A 16,829-nucleotide genomic window follows, 5' to 3' on the forward strand; every position below is an offset into this window, starting at 1 on the left:
TTCGGCCGCCGTTTCGCGAAGGCGAGACTGCGGCCCATTTCTGCCAGCCGCCGAACAATTTCTGCCACCGGAATTATCCCGCTGACCTCCATGTTTGATGTGTCAGATCGGCAAGATGCACTACCAAATAGCCGACCATGGCGTCCGGGCCGCACGACTCGAACACCGCCCGACACATATGGAAGAAGGCTCCACAATGAACAAGATCGGATTTGCCACTCTGATCGCCAGTGGCGTGGCCGCAGCAGTGTTCGGCTTGGCGGCGCCGGCGCAGGCCGAGCCCGTGTCACCGGTTGGCCCGCACTACACCGTCGACAATCACGACGAAACCAACACCACGGGCGGCTTCGTCGACCTGCCCTTCTGATCTGCGGCAGCAAGCCCGCTCGATGTCCGCCCCGGACCGCACCACAGTGCCGGCCCGGGGCGGACATCTTGATCAAGAGATGAATGTGGGCATCGCGGCCCATCCCCGGACTGCGGCGGTTTCCGACGCCACCACGTTCGACCAGTCGACCTCCCACTCCGGAAATCGGTTGAGGATCTCCTCCATGGCGATGCGCAGCTCCAATCGAGCCAGCGCATTGCCCATGCAGAAATGCGTACCCGCGCCGAAAGTCAGATGCGAGTGATGTTCCCGGTGAATGTCGAAGACGTCCCCGTCGGGAGCAAACCTGCGGTGGTCGCGGTTGGCCGCGCCGACCAGCAGCAGCATCGCCGAACCTTCCGGCACCGTGTGGCCGTGGTAGTCGACGTCGCGGGTGACATAGCGGGCGAGCTGTAGCGCCGGTGGTTCCCAGCGCAAGATCTCCTCGATTGCCTGGGGTATCAGTTCAGGATTCAGTGCCAGGTCGCGCCGTTGATCCGGAACTTCGGCCAGAGTCTTACCGGCCCAGCCGAGCAGCCGCGTGGTGGTTTCGGAGCCGGCAGTGGCGATCACGGTCAGATACAGCAGCAGCTCGTCGCGGCGCAGCTTGCGCAGCGTGCCGGTTTCGTCGGTGAATTCGGCGTTGAGTAGATCGGTCATGATGTCGTCGGACGGGTGTTCGGCCCGCCAGTCGATGAACTCTGCGAACACTTCGCCGGTGGCCAGCGTCTCGACCGTCTTGCCTTGCAGGGACTCCTCGCCGTGGTCGGTGATCCGCTGCTGCTGGTCTTCGGGGATGCCGAGCAGCATGCCGATGACTCGCATCGGCATCTGCTCGCCGAGATCGTTGACGAAGTCGAACCGGTCCGACCCGACCAGCGGATCCAGACAGCGCGTGGTGAACTCGCGGATCTGTGGTTCGAGTGCGAGCACCTTACGCGGCGTGAACACGCGTGACAGCAGGTTGCGGTGGATGTTGTGGATCGGTGGATCCTCGAAGATCAATGTGCCCGGTGGGATTTCCATGCCGGACTTGATGAGCTCCAGCAGTGCTCCGCGCCCGGAGATGAACGTGTCGTGGTCGATGACGGCCTTGTTGACGTCGTCGTAGCGGCTCAGCGCATAGAAGTCGTGCTGTTCGTTGTAGTACAGCGGGGCTTCTTCCCTGAACCGGGCGAATACCGGGTAGGGATTCATATTGAGGTCGACGTTGTACGGGTCGTAGTACAGATCGGCTTCGGTTGACGTGGGCACAGCTGATCTCCTGACCGGATCGAAGGTGCTGTGCATCTGCTTAGCAGGCCGAGGATCGCTCGGTCAAGGATTTCCAGGTGTATCTATTGCCATTACAATATTTCCGCAAGATGTAATACACGGTCACGGTGTGGCGTGAGCGCTTCCATCAGTCGAAAGAACGATGAGCACCTTACCCACGGCGCGCCCGTCGGCGACGGTGCGCAGTGCAGTGGCGACCTCGGACAGGGGATACACCGCGCCGACGTGCGGCACGATGGTGCCGCTGGCCAGCAGCCCGCGCAATTCGGCCTCATTGCGCGCGAACTCCTCGGAGGGCACGTCCTGGAACTGGAATCCGAGAACGTGAATACCCTTGACCAGCACCAAGTTCAACGGAATTCGAGGGATGACGCCCGACGCGTACCCGACCGTGACGAACCGTCCACCGCGCCGCAGTGAGCGCAACGCCGGTTCGGACAGTTCCCCGCCGACCGGGTCGATGACTGCATGCGCACCGTCGGGCACGGCCTCCCGTAGCGCGGCGCGAAGGTCACCGCTGCGATGGTTGACGACGGCGCTAGCGCCGGAACGCTGTGCCACGTAGAGCTTTTCGTCCGACGATGCCACGGCGGTGACGCGGGCACCCATGGCGGCGGCGAGCTGGACGGCGGCCAGTCCGACCCCGCCGCCTGCGCCGAGGACCACGACGTCATCGCCGGCGTGTACGCGTGCCATCGAGCGCAGGGCGTGACAGGCGGTGCGGTGCGCCACACCGGACGCGGCTGCGATGCGGGCGTCGACGCCGTCGGGGATCTGCGTGAGCGATCCGGGGGAGATGCACACCTCCTGCGCGAACGCTCCGAACATCCCGGACCCGGTGACCCGGTCGCCGATCGCGAAACCTGTTCGCGTACCAGATGTCTCGGTGACCATGCCGGCGAACTCACTGCCGGGGACGAATGGCACCGGCACCTGCACCTGGTACCGGTCGGCCACGAGAAGCACGTCGGGATAGTTGACCGCGGCTGCAGTGACGCGAACGCGTACCTGGCCGGGTTGCAGTGCGGGAGGAGGCAACTCTTCGACTCGCACCACTTCCGGTGGGCCGTAGCGCGGGCAGACGGCGGCCTTCACCGGTAGTCGCTGGATTCGGCGAGGTCTGCCGCCGAACGCATCAGCCCGGTGACCACCGGGCCGAACGCCAGCAGCTTCTCGTCATCGCCCGCACGCTGGAACCCCTGCTCCAGCACGATCGCCAATTTCCACTTGGCCAGCACCAGGTAGTAGTCGAGATCGTCGACCTGACGGCCCGATACCTCGGCGTAGTGCGCGACCACCTGGTCGCGCGACGGCATCCCACGCATGTCCACGTAAGTCATGTCGGACTCGCCTGATTCGCCGGCAGGCCAGCTCTGGACCATCCACGCCAGATCGAGTTTCGGGTCGCCGACGGTGCCCATTTCCCAGTCCACGATCGCCGCCAGCCGAGCGGGTGCGCCGTGGCCGAACATGACATTGGCGAACTGGTAATCCCCGTGCATGAGGCCCGGCACGAAGTCGCGCGGCCGGTGCGCGCGCAGCCATGTGGTGGCGACCTCGAGCCCCGGCAGGTCACGGTTCTTGATGCGGTCGAGGAAGCCGATCCAGCGGTCCACCTGGCGTTCGTGGAACCCTTCGGGCCGTCCGAGATCGCCGACACCCCGTGCTCGCCAGTCCACCTTCGACAGCAGCGCGATGCCTTCGGCCAGTTGATAGCTCAAGCCGGGCCGGGCGGTCAGATCGCTGTGAAACGGTTCGGGCCAGCGGCCGTGTTGGTCCATCGGCGACCAGCCGTCGACGAAACCCATGAGATAGAACGGTCGTCCGAGGATCTCGGGATCGGCACAGACCCCGACTGCAGCGGTGTGCGGAACATCGGTGCCGTCGAGCGCTTCGATGATCCGCCACTCCCGCAGGATGCCTTTGTCGCGGTCGGGCGGGGCGCCCGGCGGCGGCATGCGCAATACGCATCGTTCCTGACCCCGACGGATTTCGTAGATGACGTTCTGGGTGCCCCCGGACAGGTACCGTGCCTCGGCCGGTTCGCCCTTACCGGGCATACCGGCGTCGTCCATCCAATTGGCGAGGCGCACAACATCTATACCGCGCACGTGCGAAGCAGATTCAGATTGCGTCACAGGTTGCCGACCTCCGCGTCGAGGTATTCGGCCAACTGGGCTCGCGCGGCCTCACGCTTGCCGGGGATCCACTCGGTCGGCCAGGTGCCCTCGGTCGGCTGGTAGTCGCGCAGCACTTGGCGCGCCACGGTGGTCTTGTGGACCTCGGTGGGGCCGTCGGCCAACCCCATCACGGCCGCGCCGGTGACCATGCCCAGGAACGGCATCTCGTTGGTGACTCCCAGTGCACCGTGGATCTGCATTGCCCGCCAGGCGATGTCGTGCAGCACGGTGGGCATCACGACCTTGACGGCGGCGATGTCCTTGCGGACTCTCTTGTAGTCGTTGTACTTGTCGATTTCCCACGCGGTGTAGAGCACCATCAACCGGAACTGCAGCAGCTGTGCGTAGGAGTCTGCGATGTAGCCCTGCACGAACTGCTTGTCCGACAACCGACTGCCTTGCGTGTGGCGGCTCAGGGCGCGCTCACACATCATGTCCAGTGCCTTGCGGGCCAACCCGATGGTGCGCATGGCGTGGTGGATCCGGCCGCCGCCCAGGCGGGTCTGCGCGATGATGAAGGCCTTCCCCTCACCTCCGAGCAGAGCGTCGCCGGGCACCCGGACGTTGTCGTAGTGAATCAACGCATGCGAACCCTCGTTGTCTCGCTCGCCGTACAGGCCGACGTTGCGGACGATCTTCACGCCGGGGGTGTCGGTCGGCACCAGAAACATCGACATGCCTTGGTAGGCACTGACGTCCGGGTCGGTCACCACCATGACGATGAGGAACGACGCGGTTGCGGCGTTGGAGGAGAAGAACTTCCAGCCGTTGATAATCCAGTCGTCGCCATCGCGTATCGCGCGGGTGGTGAACAGTGTCGGGTCCGCGCCCGCATGCGGTTCGGTCATCGAGTAACACGAGAACAGCTCGCCCTCGAGCAGCGGGTGTAGGTAGCGTTCCTTCTGTGCGTCCGTGCCGTAGTGCGCGATGATCTCGGCGTTGCCGGTATCCGGTGCCTGACAACCGAAGACGATGGGCGCCCACTGGGAGCGGCCGAGGATCTCGTTGAGCAGCGCGAGCTTGAGCTGGCCGTGGCCCTGGCCGCCGAGTTCGGGGCCGAGATGCGTGGCCCAGAGGCCCTGACTACGGACCTCGGCTTTCAAGGGATCCACCGCATCGCGCCTGCTGCCCTCAAGCGGGGTGAACTGTTGGTGCGGCCACACCAGGTCGAGCGGTTCTACCTTTTCGCGGACGAATTCGTCGGCCCAGTCGAGCATCTTCTGGTACTCGGGGTCGGTCTCGAAATCCCAAGCCACGGTTGGGTCCTCCGATCTACTGGTGGTTGAATCCGGTGATGAGTGCGGCGATGTCGGCGGTGATGATGTCGGCGAACGAACGCTTTCCGTAGCTGCCGCCCGCCCAGTGCCGTACGCCCTCGCTGACAAGGATCTGCGCCAGGTGCGACAGGTGCGCGACATCGACGTGCTCGGCCAACTGGCCGTCGGACTGAGCCCGGGCGAACAGTGCGCCGAACATGTCGGCGCCGGCCTCATCGGGAGCCGGGGCGCCCGCCAGGATGCGGTGCTCGTGCCGGTAGCCCTCCAGGATGGTTTCGATGATGAGGTCCGGAGGGTTGCGTGCCATGGACCGTTCCAAACTGCGTAGTCCTTGGCCGATCACCTCCACCAAGTCGTAGTCGGCGCCGACCAACGACTCCATGCGCTGCTGCGCCGACCGGGTGGACAGCAGTCCGACCTCGAACAGCACATCCTCTTTGGCCGGGAAGTAGAAGTAGAACAGCGCGCGGGACACGCCTGCGGCCCGGCAGATGTCGGCGACCGTGGTCTTCGTGTAGCCGTTGGTCCGCCACAGCGCCATCGCTGCCTGCACCAACTCACGCTTCGTGCGGTGCGACCGGGCCCGCTGAAATGACGCTCGACGCTGACTACCGTCAGGCGTCGCCGGAAGCGCATCTGATCGGGGCATATAGCGACTGTAACAGGGGAGAAAGCTGGGGAGAATAGTTGACGCTCGTCTAACTATTGAACCGACGACGACGTTCCGCTGCGGTCACCCGCTGCCGTACGTTGACGCGCAACCAGGCCTATGGAAATGTAATGTTCAAAGATGAGAGCCACGTTCTCATGGTCGTGGCAGGAACGGGAGCAGCACATGGCGATCGACCCGACGGGTATCGATTTCTTCCGCGATGAACGACTGGTCGACAACCCGTATCCGTACTTCGAGGCGCTTCGCGACAAGTGCCCCGTCAGCCGGGAGGACCACTACGGCGTGACGATGGTGACGGGCTGGGACGAAGCAGTTGCCGTCTACAACGACGAGGAGACATTCTCGTCGTGCATCTCGGTCACCGGTCCCTTCCCCGGCTTCCCGGTTCCACTCGAGGGCCGCAGTGCCGACGAGGTGACCGAGCTCATCGACAAGCACCGCAACGAACTTCCGTTCAGCGATCAGCTGCCGACGCTGGACCCGCCCACTCACACCGACCACCGCTCGCTGCTCATGCGGCTGATCACGCCCAAGCGCCTCAAGGAGAACGAGGACGCGATGTGGCAGCTCGCCGACGTGGTGCTCGACACGTATCTGGCCACGGGCAAAGGCGACTTCATCAAGGGCTTCGCGAGCCCGTTCACCCTCTTGGTCATCGCTGATCTGCTCGGCATCCCGGCCGATGATCGCGCGGGCTTCGTGGAAGGCATCAAGCAGCACTCGGGCGGTGGGGTCGGGAGCACCAGCAAGGAATCACTGTCGCACAGCCCGCTGGAATTCCTGTATGGGCAATTCTCCGAATATGTTGCCGATCGTCGGGCGAACCCCCGCGAGGACGTGCTGACCGGACTTGCCGAGGCCACCTTCCCCGATGGCTCGGTCCCCGACGTCGGCGATGTGGCCCGCGTGGCCACCAATGTGTTCTCCGCCGGGCAGGAGACCACGGTGCGGTTGCTGAGCACCGCGCTCAAGGTGCTCGGGGAGCAGCCCGACATCCAGCGGCGGCTGCGCGAAGACCGCAGCCTCATCCCGAATTTCATCGAAGAGGCGTTGCGGATCGAGAGTCCCGTGAAGGGCGACTTCCGGTTGTCGCGTTGCCCGGTCACCGTCGGTGACGCCGAATTGAGTGCGGGCACAACGGTAATGGTGCTCAACGGTGCCGCCAACCGGGATCCGCGGCGGTTCCAGGACCCCGACACCTTCGACCCGGCCCGCAAGAACGCCCGTCAGCACTTGGCTTTCGGTCGCGGCATCCACAGTTGCCCGGGTGCGCCACTGGCGCGCGCGGAGACCCGCGTCGGCATCGAACGGCTGCTCGATCGGACGACGGACATCCGTATCTCCGAGGCCGAGCATGGGCCGGCCGGTGCGCGGCGCTACACCTACATCCCGACCTTCATCCTGCGCGGACTCACCGAACTACACCTGGAGTTCGACGTCCGATGAAGGTGACCGTCGACGAGGATCGCTGTCGCGGACACGGCATGTGTCTGACGCTGTGCCCCGAGATCTTCAGCCTGTCCGACGACGGTTACGCGGTGGCCGACCCCGAGGACGTCCCCGCCGCGCTACAGGATTCTGCTCGTGAGGCCGTCGCGAACTGTCCCGAACGCGCAATCATCGAAACGAACGACTAGTCAAGGAGATTCGTCCATGGCCGGTGGGCCCAAGGGGTATGTGATCATCACCGAGGATGTCAAGGATCCGGCCGGCATGGCCGAATACGGCAAGCTCGCGATGAAGGCAATGGCCGGTGCGACCATCGTGGCCGTTGCCCAGAAGCCCGAAGTGATCGAGGGTTCGTGGCACGGAACCCAAACTGTGGTGCTGGAATTCGACTCGGTGGATGCGGCGCGCGAGTGGTACTACTCCGACGCCTACCAGGCGGCCGCGAAAGTACGCGCACGTGCCGCCGAGTGCAACGGCGTCATCTTCTCGGGCTTCCCGACCTGAGGCGTAGGCCGTTGATTCTGCGGTCAGGGCGGCCGGCACTCGTGCTTGTGCGCCGTGGCCGCAGAGTCAACACGTAGGTCAGGAGGTCACGCCAGAACTACCCGTCCTCTATGGAGATCGCCTGCCGAGGGCATTGCCGCACCGCCTCGCGGATCTGCGCCTCGTTGTCCGGCGTCACGTCCTCTTGCAGGATGTGCAGATAGTCCTGGTCGTCGAGGTCGAACACCTCGGGGATGATGCCCATGCACACCGCATTGCTTTCACACAGGCCGAAATCGACGTGCACCTTGCTCACGACAGCCTCCTCACCGGTACATGGGAGTAGCCTGCCACGTTCTGCATGTGAACCCGTTGCAGGCCATCCCAGTTGACCTCGTACCGTGGCATGAAGTCGAGGAGTCTCTCCAGGGCGATGCAGCTTTCCATCCGTGCCAGCGCCGCACCGAGACAACTGTGGATCCCGTATCCGAGGCCGAGATTCTGCGCTTCCGTACGATCGCGGTCGATGTCGAAGGCGTCGGCATCGGTGAATGCGTCGGGATCGCGGTTGGCCGCTGCACTGATCAGGAACACGGCCTTGCCTGCCGGAATGGTGCCGCTGGGTACGTCGGCTTCCTTGAGCGTGTAGCGCACGTTGTACTGGACGGGGCCCTCATAGCGCAGCAGCTCTTCGACAGCGGCCGGGATCTTGCCGCGATCGTCGAGCAGCTTCTGCCACTGCTCGGGATGGCGGGCGAACAACACCATCGCGGTACCGACCAGCTTGGTCACGGTCTCGGCCCCGGCGCCGCCGAGAAGCGTGGCGAAGCCGGTGATCTCGATGTCGTCGAGCCGCCGTAGCTGACCGTCCTCGCCCGGGATCTCGGCGGCGATCAGCCGGCTGATCATGTCGTCCCGCGGGTCTTCGCGACGCTTCTGCACCAGCGAGTAGTAGTAGATTGCGGTGTCCATGGTGGCCTGCATACCGGCCTCGGTGTAGCCGATCTGCCCGGGTTCGCGCGAAAGACTGGTGTCGATCCAGTGCCGGACCTGTTGGCGGTACTCGGGGTCGACGCCGGCCATCCGGGTGATGACCTCAACCGGGAACGGGCCCGAGAAGTCTTGCACGACATCGAATTCGTCGGAGTCGATCTGTCGCAGGAAGTGATCGATCTGCTCGATCACGGTGTCCTTCTGGGCCTGGATCGCTCGCGGGGTGAAGGCTTTGTTGAGCAGGCTGCGCATGTGCCGGTGGTCAGGTGGATCCATGAAGATGATCGACTTCTGCGGAGGCTCGCCACTCTGCACCATGGCCAGATCGCAGCCGCGCGACGAGGAGAACGCGTCGTGATTCTTCAGGGCAGACGCGACGTCGTCGTGGCGGGTGAGCGCGAAGAAGTCGAGGTCAGCGTTGTAGTACAGCGGGGCGTCCTGGCGCATCCGCCGGTACATGTCGAACGGGTCGGTGAAGAACTCTTCGGAGAACGGGTCGAAAATCACCTGGGGCTTGGTCATTTGCTCCTCCTTCACGGCTGGCTGCTGCCGGAAGCACCGCAACGAAGCGTTACGGAAAACTGATGAACTGTAACGGTAACAGTAACGGCCTCCGGGGTGGTTGAAAAGGGAAATCAGCGCAGTCCGGCATCGACCACGGTGTCCAACAGCCCGAGGTCGGTGTCCAAGTCGGCAGCGGTGCTGCGGACGACGGCCACGTCCTTGCCGATGAACTCGCCGACTCTGGTGATGAACGCGTCCGCCGAACCCGTGGCGGCGATCCCGCTGAGGGCGCGACTGCCTGCACTGCCGTTGACCAATGCCTTGAGCAGGGTTGGTTCATCGATGCCGAGCCGACTGCCGAGCCGAACCCCTTCGGCCACCAGGCCGATCTGCGCGGCGAACAGCGTGTTGTTGATGAGCTTGACGCGTTGCCCGGCGCCGAGCGGGCCGACATGCAGGACCGGCTCGGCGTAACTCTCCAACACCGGCCGGGCGTGTGCCACCGCCCGGTCGGTTCCGCCGGCGAACACCGTCAACTGTGCCGCGGCGATATCGTGCGGGCCGCCGCTGACCGGCGCATCGATGACGTCGACATGACGAGGCGCCGCCAGGGACGCGACCTGCTCGGCGGTGTGGGGACTTCCGGTGGTGTGCACTACCAGCACCGACCCCGGGCGCATGGTTGCCGTGAGGTCGGCTTCGACGCAGATCTCGCGGACCTGTTCGTCGGTGAACACACAGACGATCACCACGTCCGCTCCGTCGGCCACCGTGGCTTGATCGAAAGCCGCCGTCGCGCCCAATTCGGTGAGAGCCTCGCACTTTTCGGATGACCGACCCAATGCGGTGACGTGGTGGCCGGCGGCGACCAACCGGCTGACCATGGGTGCGCCCATCCGGCCCGCCCCGATGAAGCCGACACGCATCAGCGGGCGTGGTTCATCAAGAGCAGTGCGGCGTCAGCGGCGGCGAAGACCGCTCCCTCCGCAGCCGATGCGGCGCCTGCCAGGCTCGCGGCATGGCGGCAATCCTTCTGCAGCAGCGCCCCTGCGATCGGCGCGAGGTTGTCCAGGGTGCCGCCGAACATCGCGATGCTGTTGAGCGCCTTGCTGGTGGCGGACCCGCGAGTGATCACCTCACACAGCCGGTCGCGCGGAACCCCCAGCGCCTCACCGAGTTCCAGCGTGCTCATCGCGGCGCCGAGGTTGGCGCTGAACAACAGGTTGTTCAGGATCTTCGCGACCTGGCCGCTGCCCACCGCGCCGAGGTGCACGATGGGGTCGGCGTAGGTGGCGAACACCGGCCGGGCGCGCTCGACGACGTCGTCGTCGCCGCCGACCATGACCAGCAGGGTGCCTGCGGTGGCCGCGGGCTCGCCGCCGCTCACCGGCGCGTCGATCACCCAGATATCTTGCTGTGCCGCCAGATCCGCTATTCCCCGGCAGGTGTCGGGATGCACGGTGGAGTGGATGGCGATGATGCCACCGGGCGCGAGGCCGGCCAGCACTCCGGTATCGCCGCCGAGCACCTGCTTCACGTCGTCATCGCCCACAACGCACAGGCACACCAGATCGCTCGCGGCGGCCAATTCGGCGGGTGAGCCGGCGACTTTGGCCGCTGTGTCGGCGAACGGTTCGAGCGACGCGGGACGGCGTGCCCACAGTGTGGTCTCGTAGCCACCTTCCACGATCCGGCGCGCCATGGGGGCGCCCTGACTGCCCAACCCGATGAAGCCGACACGCATCAACCTGCCTCCACTTCCATATCGGTGCGGCCACGGGTGGCCACGCAGTCTTCGGCGAACGACAACACCCGCTGGTGATAATGCCCGGCGGTCAGTCCGACGCTGAGGTTGTGCCCGGAATCGGTGAGCTCACCGACGTTCACGCGCGGCGCTGAGCAGAACATCGCGCCGATCGCCGCCAACGCCGTGGCGTCCGACTCCCACACGTTCTCGTGATCGCCGGCGAGAAACTGGACAGGACTGGTGATCTTGGCCGCGAGCTCCGGAAAGTCTTGTGTGGCCCAGGTTTTGATGACATCGGCCTCGTAGGCGGTTCCGGCCGACGAGAGCCCGTTGCCGATGACGTCAGGCGGATACAGCCGGGCTGGTTCCCACAGGAGATCACGCAGCCCCCTGGGCCGGTGGTCGATTGCCGCGTTCTTGAGGATCTCCTGGGCCGCGGCCTGATAGCGGCGTCCCGTACCGGCCAGCGAGATGCCCAGCACGTCGGAGCCTCCGTCAGCGGCCATCCGGACCGCCAGTTCGCATCCCATCGAATGGCCCAGCACGAACACCGCGTCCGTCCCGGCGATGCGGTGGACCGCACCGAAAGCCAGCGCCACACGTTGGTCGGGATGTGCCATGGCGTCCGGGTACGCTGCCGACGCACCGTATCCCGGCCGATCCAGCCCGATCACGGTGTAGCCGTTGGCCACTCCCGCACGGAGCAGCGAAAGTTCCGGGTGCCCGGGGCAATCGAAGTACACCGAGGTGGTGGCTCCGCCGTGCAACGCCACGACGACGGCCCGGGGTTCGGCGGCCTCCGCGACGAGCGCGGACATCGGGACGCCGTCGACCATGACGACGCGGGGGTGCGGAATCGTCCTGTCCATGGCGGTCAATCGTCCGTCCGCAACAGGAGAACACCACTGGGGGTCAGGCCGCCTGAACTGGCCACGGCCACCTTGGCATCTGCGACCTGGCGGTCGCCGGCCTCACCGCGCAGCTGACTGACCGCTTCGTGGATCAGGCCCATGCCGTGCGTGCGGCCATGAGACAGCTGACCGCCGTGGGTGTTCAGGGGCAGTACACCGTCACGGGCGATGTTGTGGCCGCCGTCGAGAAAGTCCTTGGCCTCGCCGATGCCGCAGAAGCCGAGGGCTTCGATCCAGGACAGACAGTTGAAGCTGAAGCCGTCATAGAGTTCGGCCACGTCGACGTCGCTGGGCCGCAACGAGGTTCGCGACCACAAGTGGGCGGACTGGCCCAGCACCTGTGGTTCGTGGGTCATGGTGGTCTGGTCCCAATCGGTGCGTTCGATGATCTGCGTCCCCACCGCCTCGAACCGGATCGGCGGTTTGGCGAGGTCGCGTGCCGCGTCGACGGCCGAGACGATGACGGCCACCGCGCCGTCGCACGGCACGTCGCAGTCGTACAGTCCGAACGGCGTGGTGATGGTGCGCGCCGAGAGATAATCCTCCATCGTGAGCGGATCCCGATAGATCGCCGTCGGGTTCAACGCGGCGTTCGCGCGTTGGTTCAGCGCGATCCAGCCCAGGGTTTCCCGGGTGGTGCCATACCGGTGGAAATGGCGTCCCGCGTTCTGCGCCAAGGTATGTGCGGCCGAGGTGGCACCGTACGGGTGTTGCCAGCTGGTGGTGCGGCCGCCCATCGGAGCGGCGAGCTTGCCCTCCTTGACCAGCTGGCCGAACGTCGCCTCCCACAGGGTGCGGAAGCACAGCACGTGGCGGGCCATGCCGGTGGCGACAGCCATCATCGCCGCGATCACCGAACCGCCGGGCCCGAAAGTGTCCATGCCACCGTTGATCCAGGTGGGCCGCAGCCCGAGGGCGCCTTCCAGCGCGGTGACGCCACCCTCACCCATACCGGCGACATCGAGTCCCGGATATGTGGACAGGCCGTCGATGTCATCGAGGCTGAGCCCGGCATCGGCGACCGCGGCCTCACAGGCCTCGATGGTCAGCGCCAGCGGTGGCACCATCAACCGGCGCCCGAGGCGGGAGGCGCCGATCCCGGTAATGGCCGAATGATCTTCGAACTTCTGGGTGCTCAGCATCGGCCGGACGTGCTTGGCGAAGTCCTCGGGCGCGATGAGGTCGACGGGCTCAGGGGTAGGTGCGAGGTGCGCTGCCGGGCGGAAGACAGGCAGCCAGACATCGTCGAGCTGTTGGAAGGTGACCTCCACCGGCTGCCCCAGCTGGAGGTCGGCGGGGTCGGCATCGACGATGTTGGTGGTCAGCCGGACGCGGGGATCCTCGGCGATGGCCACTTCGGCGACCACATACGGCGGCGGCAAATCCGGGAAACCGAAGCGGTGGTTGACGGTGAAGCCGGCCAGCGAGCCACGACCCGAGACCTCACGGGGTCCGAGTTTGTGGCTCCGGCAGTACCGGCACACCGGCTGCGGTGGGTGGATGAGCGCATTGCAGTCCAGGCATTCCTGGATCCGCAGCACTCCGTCAGCGCCCGCAGTCCAGAAGTACTCGTTCAGCGCGGTGACCGTGGGTAGTGGCCGGCCCGGTATCTCTGACAACTCGACTCCCTAGCCGGCCTCGACGGCGGACCGTTGTTCGGACAACTCGATGATCGCGTGCACCGGACAGTCCAGCAGCGCACGCTTGACCGCGTCGTGATCGGCCTCCGCGATCGTGCCGTCGCCCGCCAGGGAGGCATATCCCCAGTCGTCGAGCGGGAAGTACTCGGGCGCGTGTTTGGCGCACAGCCCGAATCCGTCGCACATCGTGCGGTCCAGCTTGATCCTCATACCCCCACCACTTCGTCGAGTCGTTCCACCTCGTAGGGTCGCGTCGCGGTGAACGCGCCGGAACGGCAAGCCGGACAGTCGCTTCCGAGATGACTGTGCACGACATCGGGAAATTGGGCCACGAGGCTGGCCGCCACATTCGCCGCGCCGTCGAGCGTCGCGCATGCGCCCCGCCCACGCAAGACCACCGACCAGCGCCGCAGCCGGGCCACATCGTCCTCGCCGGCCACACCGTCGCGCAACGCCGACGCCACCGCCGCCATTGCCGCCGTGCCGTTGAAACAGGAACCGCACTGTCCGGCGTTCTCCCGGTCGAAGTAGGACAGCACCGACGCGGCGACCGCCACCGGGCAGTCGTCGGTGAGCACCGTGATCGCGCCGCATCCCAGACCGCTGCCGAGGCTGCGGATCGTCTCGTGATCCAGGGTGGCTCCGAGGATGGCGCGATTGAGCAGACCCGCGAAATACCCACCCATGAGCGCCCCGGTGACCTGCTCCGCCGGGACGCCGTGCACGGTCAGCAGATCCGCGACCGCGACGCCGTGCGGCAGCTCGTAGAGGACGGCCGGACGGTCCGCGCCGGTGACGGTGGCCAGGAAGGTTCCCGGCGACACATCGGTGCCCAGCGTGCGGAACTGCGCGGCTCCGTGGATGTTCAGGTACGCCAGCTGAGCCAGGGTCTCGACGTTGCTCACCAGCGTCGGCAACCCGTCGACGCCCTGCTCGAACGGCCGTGGGGGCTTGTCGGTGGGTTTGGCCGGACCACCGTTGACCACGTGGACCGCTGCGGTCTCCTCACCGGCCACGTAACCCGGTGCGACGAGCACCAATTCGATGCGCAGCGAGCCCAGTTCGCCGCCGAGCTCGGCGAGCGCGGCCTGGGCATGCTCGGCGGCCAGGCGGTCGGACACGTACAGGTAGGCGTGCTCGGCACCGATCACCGTGGCCGCCAACCGCAGGCCGTCGAGGACCGCATGGGGCCGGGTGCGCAGCAACCAGCGGTCCTTGATCGATGTCGGTTCACCTTCTTCGCCGTTGCCGATCGCCACGGCGCCCCCGGCCTCGCGTCCGTTGGCGCGAACCGTACGCAGCTTGACCGCCAGCGGGAAGGCCGCGCCGCCGCGGCCGAGCAGACCGCTGACCTGCACCTCGTCGAGTAGTTCGTCCGGATTGTCAAGGGCCGCATAGCCGCCGGCTCGGGTGTAGGCGGTGAGTGTCTCCGGCTCCGGGTCTGTCCGCAGCATGCGCGGCGTCATACCGGGCCACACCGCGACGGTGAGATCGGCTGTCATATCACATCCCGTCCCCGGCTACGCTAACCGGCATGAGAACTGCTGTGGTGCGCGTCGGAGTCGATCCGGCCGGCGAGCTCGGACGGCAACAGCTGGCCGACGGCATGACGATGCTGCGCGACATGATGATCGAACGTGGCGCGCAGGTGCTGGACAACCAGCTCGCCGGTCTGCCCGCGCACCGGCGTGAGGTGGAGGTTCTCATCGCGGGCGACGACGCACAGCAGCTTCAACAGCTCGTGATCGAACTGTGTGCCAAGGCTTTCGGTACGGCTCCGGAGGCCGGCGTGGTCACCTTCGTCAGCCGCGGCACCGACGACGACGCCCGCGGCGTGCTGGCCGGTTTCGGGTTGTCCGGTGAGATCGAGCGCGGTGTCGACCGCGACGGCTGGGATGTGGTGTGGGTGACGCTGCGCAAGGCCGACCTGGAGCGTATTCCCGAAAGCCGGGTCCATACCGCCCTCGAGGCCTCGCTCAACTGCGAGGTGCACATCCGAACGATGTGAGCCTGTCATTTGTCGAGAAACTCAAGGATCGCCGGCGCGGCCTGCACCCACGTGTCGAACATGTTGAACCGCTTGACTTTTCCGGTAGCGCGATCCTCTCCGGCGCGTTCCCAGGCGTCCTCGGGCCATGGCGGGTCGATCAGCGTCGAACCCTTGATCAGGCAACTCACTTCCAATGAGGTGCGCTTGGGGTGGTCGAGATCGTTCTCACCACCCCGGATGATCAACGTCGGAACCTTGATGTTGTCGAACATCTCGTCCTCGACCCCCGGGATGGTCTGTCCGGGCTTGGGCACGAACGCGTTGAGCCAGCGCAACATCAGCTTGAGGAATTCGTCCGGGTCCTGCGCCAGGATGCGGGCTTCGTTGGCTGGGTTTTCCCCGATCCGCTCCTTCCACTCATCAATGTGGGCAACGGCTTTCATGCCCGCACCGCGAACCGCGAGGATACTCGGGACGATGTAGTAGGAACCCAGCACGAACGAGCCGTACACCCCACCGACGATGTTCCACACCACGAGCTTGGTGACGATCTCGGGGTAGAGCATGGTCGTCAACATCGAATCCCGCGCCCCACCGGACCCGCCGGCCAGGACGCAGGGGCCGATGCCCAGCTGGGTGATCAACTGATGCAACGTCTCGGCCCGCATGTGCGATTCGCTGTACCCGTAGAACTGCACGTCGGACTTGCCGCAGTTCGGGCGGTCCCACAGCAGCACCCGGTAGCCACCCTTGACCAGTTCCTCGGCCAGCGGACGCAATCCGGGGATGTCCTTGCTGAACCGCCCTCCCGGCGTCAGCGCGATGAAATCGCCTTGAGCGCCGAGTATTTCGTACACGACGTTGCCGCCGTTGATCTCGATGACCTTCTCGTCCTGCTCGAGTACCGCCGTCACGCCATCACCAACACTTCGTCGTCAACGATCCGCACCGGGTAGGTACGGATACTCCACTCCGGCTTGACCGCGGTCGTTCCGGTCGCCAGTTCGAAACCCCACTGGTGCCACGGGCAGTAGATGAACTCCTGATCGCGCACCATCACTGCGCCGCCGGGGACGGTTTCGTCGACGACGGTGCGTCCGCGGGCTCTGCCCGAACACAGCGGGCCGCCCTCGTGCGGGCAATAGTTCGCGATGGCGTAGAAGGTGCCGTTGACGTTGTACACGCCGACCCCATGTCGCCCGATCGGCACCAATTTGTGGGTTCCGGGCGGGATTTCGTCGACAGTCGCGACGACGTGCTCACGCCCTTGCGCAAGGCGGGGGCGCTCGGCAGGCTGCGTAGATTCCCCGGCCGCTTCGCTGCTGCCCTCCGAACCCATG

At 65.7% G+C, this 16,829-nt stretch carries 19 protein-coding genes and 1 pseudogene; 5 read left to right on the forward strand and 15 right to left on the reverse strand.

Annotation, left to right across the window (positions count from 1 at the left end):
- Positions 1-196: 196 nt before the first annotated feature.
- Positions 197-367, forward strand: a complete 171-nt coding sequence (locus tag BST13_RS39300; protein WP_170064275.1) for a hypothetical protein — start codon at positions 197-199, stop codon at positions 365-367.
- Positions 368-439: 72 nt separating this feature from the next.
- Here BST13_RS39300 and BST13_RS11130 read toward each other — a convergent pair whose 3' ends face one another.
- The 5 genes from BST13_RS11130 to BST13_RS11150 form a co-directional block, all read right to left on the reverse strand.
- Positions 440-1,657, reverse strand: coding sequence for a cytochrome P450 (locus tag BST13_RS11130; RefSeq protein ID WP_083163658.1), 1,218 nt, complete (start codon positions 1,655-1,657; stop codon positions 440-442).
- 87 nt (positions 1,658-1,744) lie between these two features.
- Complete coding sequence (locus BST13_RS11135; RefSeq protein WP_083163661.1) at positions 1,745-2,737, reverse strand: NADPH:quinone oxidoreductase family protein; 993 nt, start codon at positions 2,735-2,737, stop codon at positions 1,745-1,747.
- Positions 2,734-3,717, reverse strand: coding sequence for a phosphotransferase family protein (locus BST13_RS11140; RefSeq protein WP_083163901.1), 984 nt, complete (start codon positions 3,715-3,717; stop codon positions 2,734-2,736). The genes BST13_RS11135 and BST13_RS11140 overlap by 4 nt, the downstream gene beginning before the upstream one ends.
- A gap of 59 nt (positions 3,718-3,776) precedes the next feature.
- Positions 3,777-5,078 carry an acyl-CoA dehydrogenase family protein gene (locus tag BST13_RS11145; protein ID WP_083163663.1) on the reverse strand — a complete coding sequence of 434 codons (1,302 nt, stop codon included), beginning with the start codon at positions 5,076-5,078 and terminating at the stop codon, positions 3,777-3,779.
- Positions 5,079-5,094: 16 nt separating this feature from the next.
- Positions 5,095-5,748 carry a TetR/AcrR family transcriptional regulator gene (locus BST13_RS11150; RefSeq protein ID WP_083163666.1) on the reverse strand — a complete coding sequence of 218 codons (654 nt, stop codon included), beginning with the start codon at positions 5,746-5,748 and terminating at the stop codon, positions 5,095-5,097.
- A gap of 186 nt (positions 5,749-5,934) precedes the next feature.
- On the opposite strand from BST13_RS11150, the gene BST13_RS11155 reads away from it, so the two are divergent.
- From BST13_RS11155 to BST13_RS11165, 3 genes are read left to right on the forward strand one after another with little or no spacing between them, the layout of a single operon-like run.
- Positions 5,935-7,218: a cytochrome P450 gene (locus BST13_RS11155; protein WP_083163668.1), complete on the forward strand. Its 1,284-nt coding sequence runs from the start codon at positions 5,935-5,937 to the stop codon at positions 7,216-7,218.
- Complete coding sequence (locus tag BST13_RS11160) at positions 7,215-7,409, forward strand: ferredoxin (RefSeq protein WP_083163671.1); 195 nt, start codon at positions 7,215-7,217, stop codon at positions 7,407-7,409. The genes BST13_RS11155 and BST13_RS11160 overlap by 4 nt, the downstream gene beginning before the upstream one ends.
- Positions 7,410-7,425: 16 nt before the next feature.
- Positions 7,426-7,725 (forward strand): DUF1330 domain-containing protein, encoded by a 300-nt coding sequence (locus BST13_RS11165; RefSeq protein WP_083163673.1) that lies wholly within the window; start codon positions 7,426-7,428, stop codon positions 7,723-7,725.
- 97 nt (positions 7,726-7,822) lie between these two features.
- Here BST13_RS11165 and BST13_RS11170 read toward each other — a convergent pair whose 3' ends face one another.
- From BST13_RS11170 to BST13_RS11205, 8 genes and pseudogenes are all read right to left on the reverse strand, one after another.
- Positions 7,823-8,020, reverse strand: coding sequence for a ferredoxin (locus BST13_RS11170; RefSeq protein ID WP_245839508.1), 198 nt, complete (start codon positions 8,018-8,020; stop codon positions 7,823-7,825).
- Positions 8,017-9,219, reverse strand: coding sequence for a cytochrome P450 (locus tag BST13_RS11175; RefSeq protein WP_083163905.1), 1,203 nt, complete (start codon positions 9,217-9,219; stop codon positions 8,017-8,019). The genes BST13_RS11170 and BST13_RS11175 overlap by 4 nt, the downstream gene beginning before the upstream one ends.
- A gap of 113 nt (positions 9,220-9,332) precedes the next feature.
- Positions 9,333-10,127 carry an NAD(P)-dependent oxidoreductase gene (locus BST13_RS11180; RefSeq protein WP_083163676.1) on the reverse strand — a complete coding sequence of 265 codons (795 nt, stop codon included), beginning with the start codon at positions 10,125-10,127 and terminating at the stop codon, positions 9,333-9,335.
- Positions 10,127-10,945: an NAD(P)-dependent oxidoreductase gene (locus BST13_RS11185; RefSeq protein ID WP_083163678.1), complete on the reverse strand. Its 819-nt coding sequence runs from the start codon at positions 10,943-10,945 to the stop codon at positions 10,127-10,129. The genes BST13_RS11180 and BST13_RS11185 overlap by 1 nt, the downstream gene beginning before the upstream one ends.
- Complete coding sequence (locus BST13_RS11190) at positions 10,945-11,817, reverse strand: alpha/beta fold hydrolase (RefSeq protein ID WP_083163681.1); 873 nt, start codon at positions 11,815-11,817, stop codon at positions 10,945-10,947. Before BST13_RS11190 ends, BST13_RS11185 begins: the two co-directional genes overlap by 1 nt.
- A gap of 5 nt (positions 11,818-11,822) precedes the next feature.
- Positions 11,823-13,478, reverse strand: a complete 1,656-nt coding sequence (locus BST13_RS11195; RefSeq protein WP_083163683.1) for a thiolase C-terminal domain-containing protein — start codon at positions 13,476-13,478, stop codon at positions 11,823-11,825.
- Between the two features lie 33 nt (positions 13,479-13,511).
- Positions 13,512-13,709: pseudogene (locus BST13_RS11200) on the reverse strand (ferredoxin); the annotation flags it as partial.
- The gene (locus BST13_RS11205; protein WP_083163688.1) at positions 13,706-15,001 is read right to left on the reverse strand and encodes an NADH-ubiquinone oxidoreductase-F iron-sulfur binding region domain-containing protein; all 1,296 of its coding nucleotides are present in this window, start codon (positions 14,999-15,001) and stop codon (positions 13,706-13,708) included. The pseudogene BST13_RS11200 and the gene BST13_RS11205, both read right to left, overlap by 4 nt.
- 32 nt (positions 15,002-15,033) lie before the next feature.
- Between BST13_RS11205 and BST13_RS11210 the strand changes: the two genes are divergently transcribed.
- Positions 15,034-15,507 (forward strand): hypothetical protein, encoded by a 474-nt coding sequence (locus BST13_RS11210; RefSeq protein ID WP_083163691.1) that lies wholly within the window; start codon positions 15,034-15,036, stop codon positions 15,505-15,507.
- A gap of 5 nt (positions 15,508-15,512) precedes the next feature.
- Here BST13_RS11210 and BST13_RS11215 read toward each other — a convergent pair whose 3' ends face one another.
- Together BST13_RS11215 and BST13_RS11220 are read right to left on the reverse strand one after the other, a co-directional pair.
- Positions 15,513-16,403, reverse strand: coding sequence for an alpha/beta fold hydrolase (locus BST13_RS11215; protein WP_083163693.1), 891 nt, complete (start codon positions 16,401-16,403; stop codon positions 15,513-15,515).
- Positions 16,400-16,828: a Rieske (2Fe-2S) protein gene (locus tag BST13_RS11220; RefSeq protein WP_083163696.1), complete on the reverse strand. Its 429-nt coding sequence runs from the start codon at positions 16,826-16,828 to the stop codon at positions 16,400-16,402. Before BST13_RS11220 ends, BST13_RS11215 begins: the two co-directional genes overlap by 4 nt.
- Position 16,829: the final 1 nt, after the last annotated feature.

This window comes from Mycobacterium aquaticum, assembly GCF_002086485.1.
In the GTDB taxonomy this organism is placed as follows: Bacteria; Actinomycetota; Actinomycetes; order Mycobacteriales; family Mycobacteriaceae; genus Mycobacterium; species Mycobacterium aquaticum.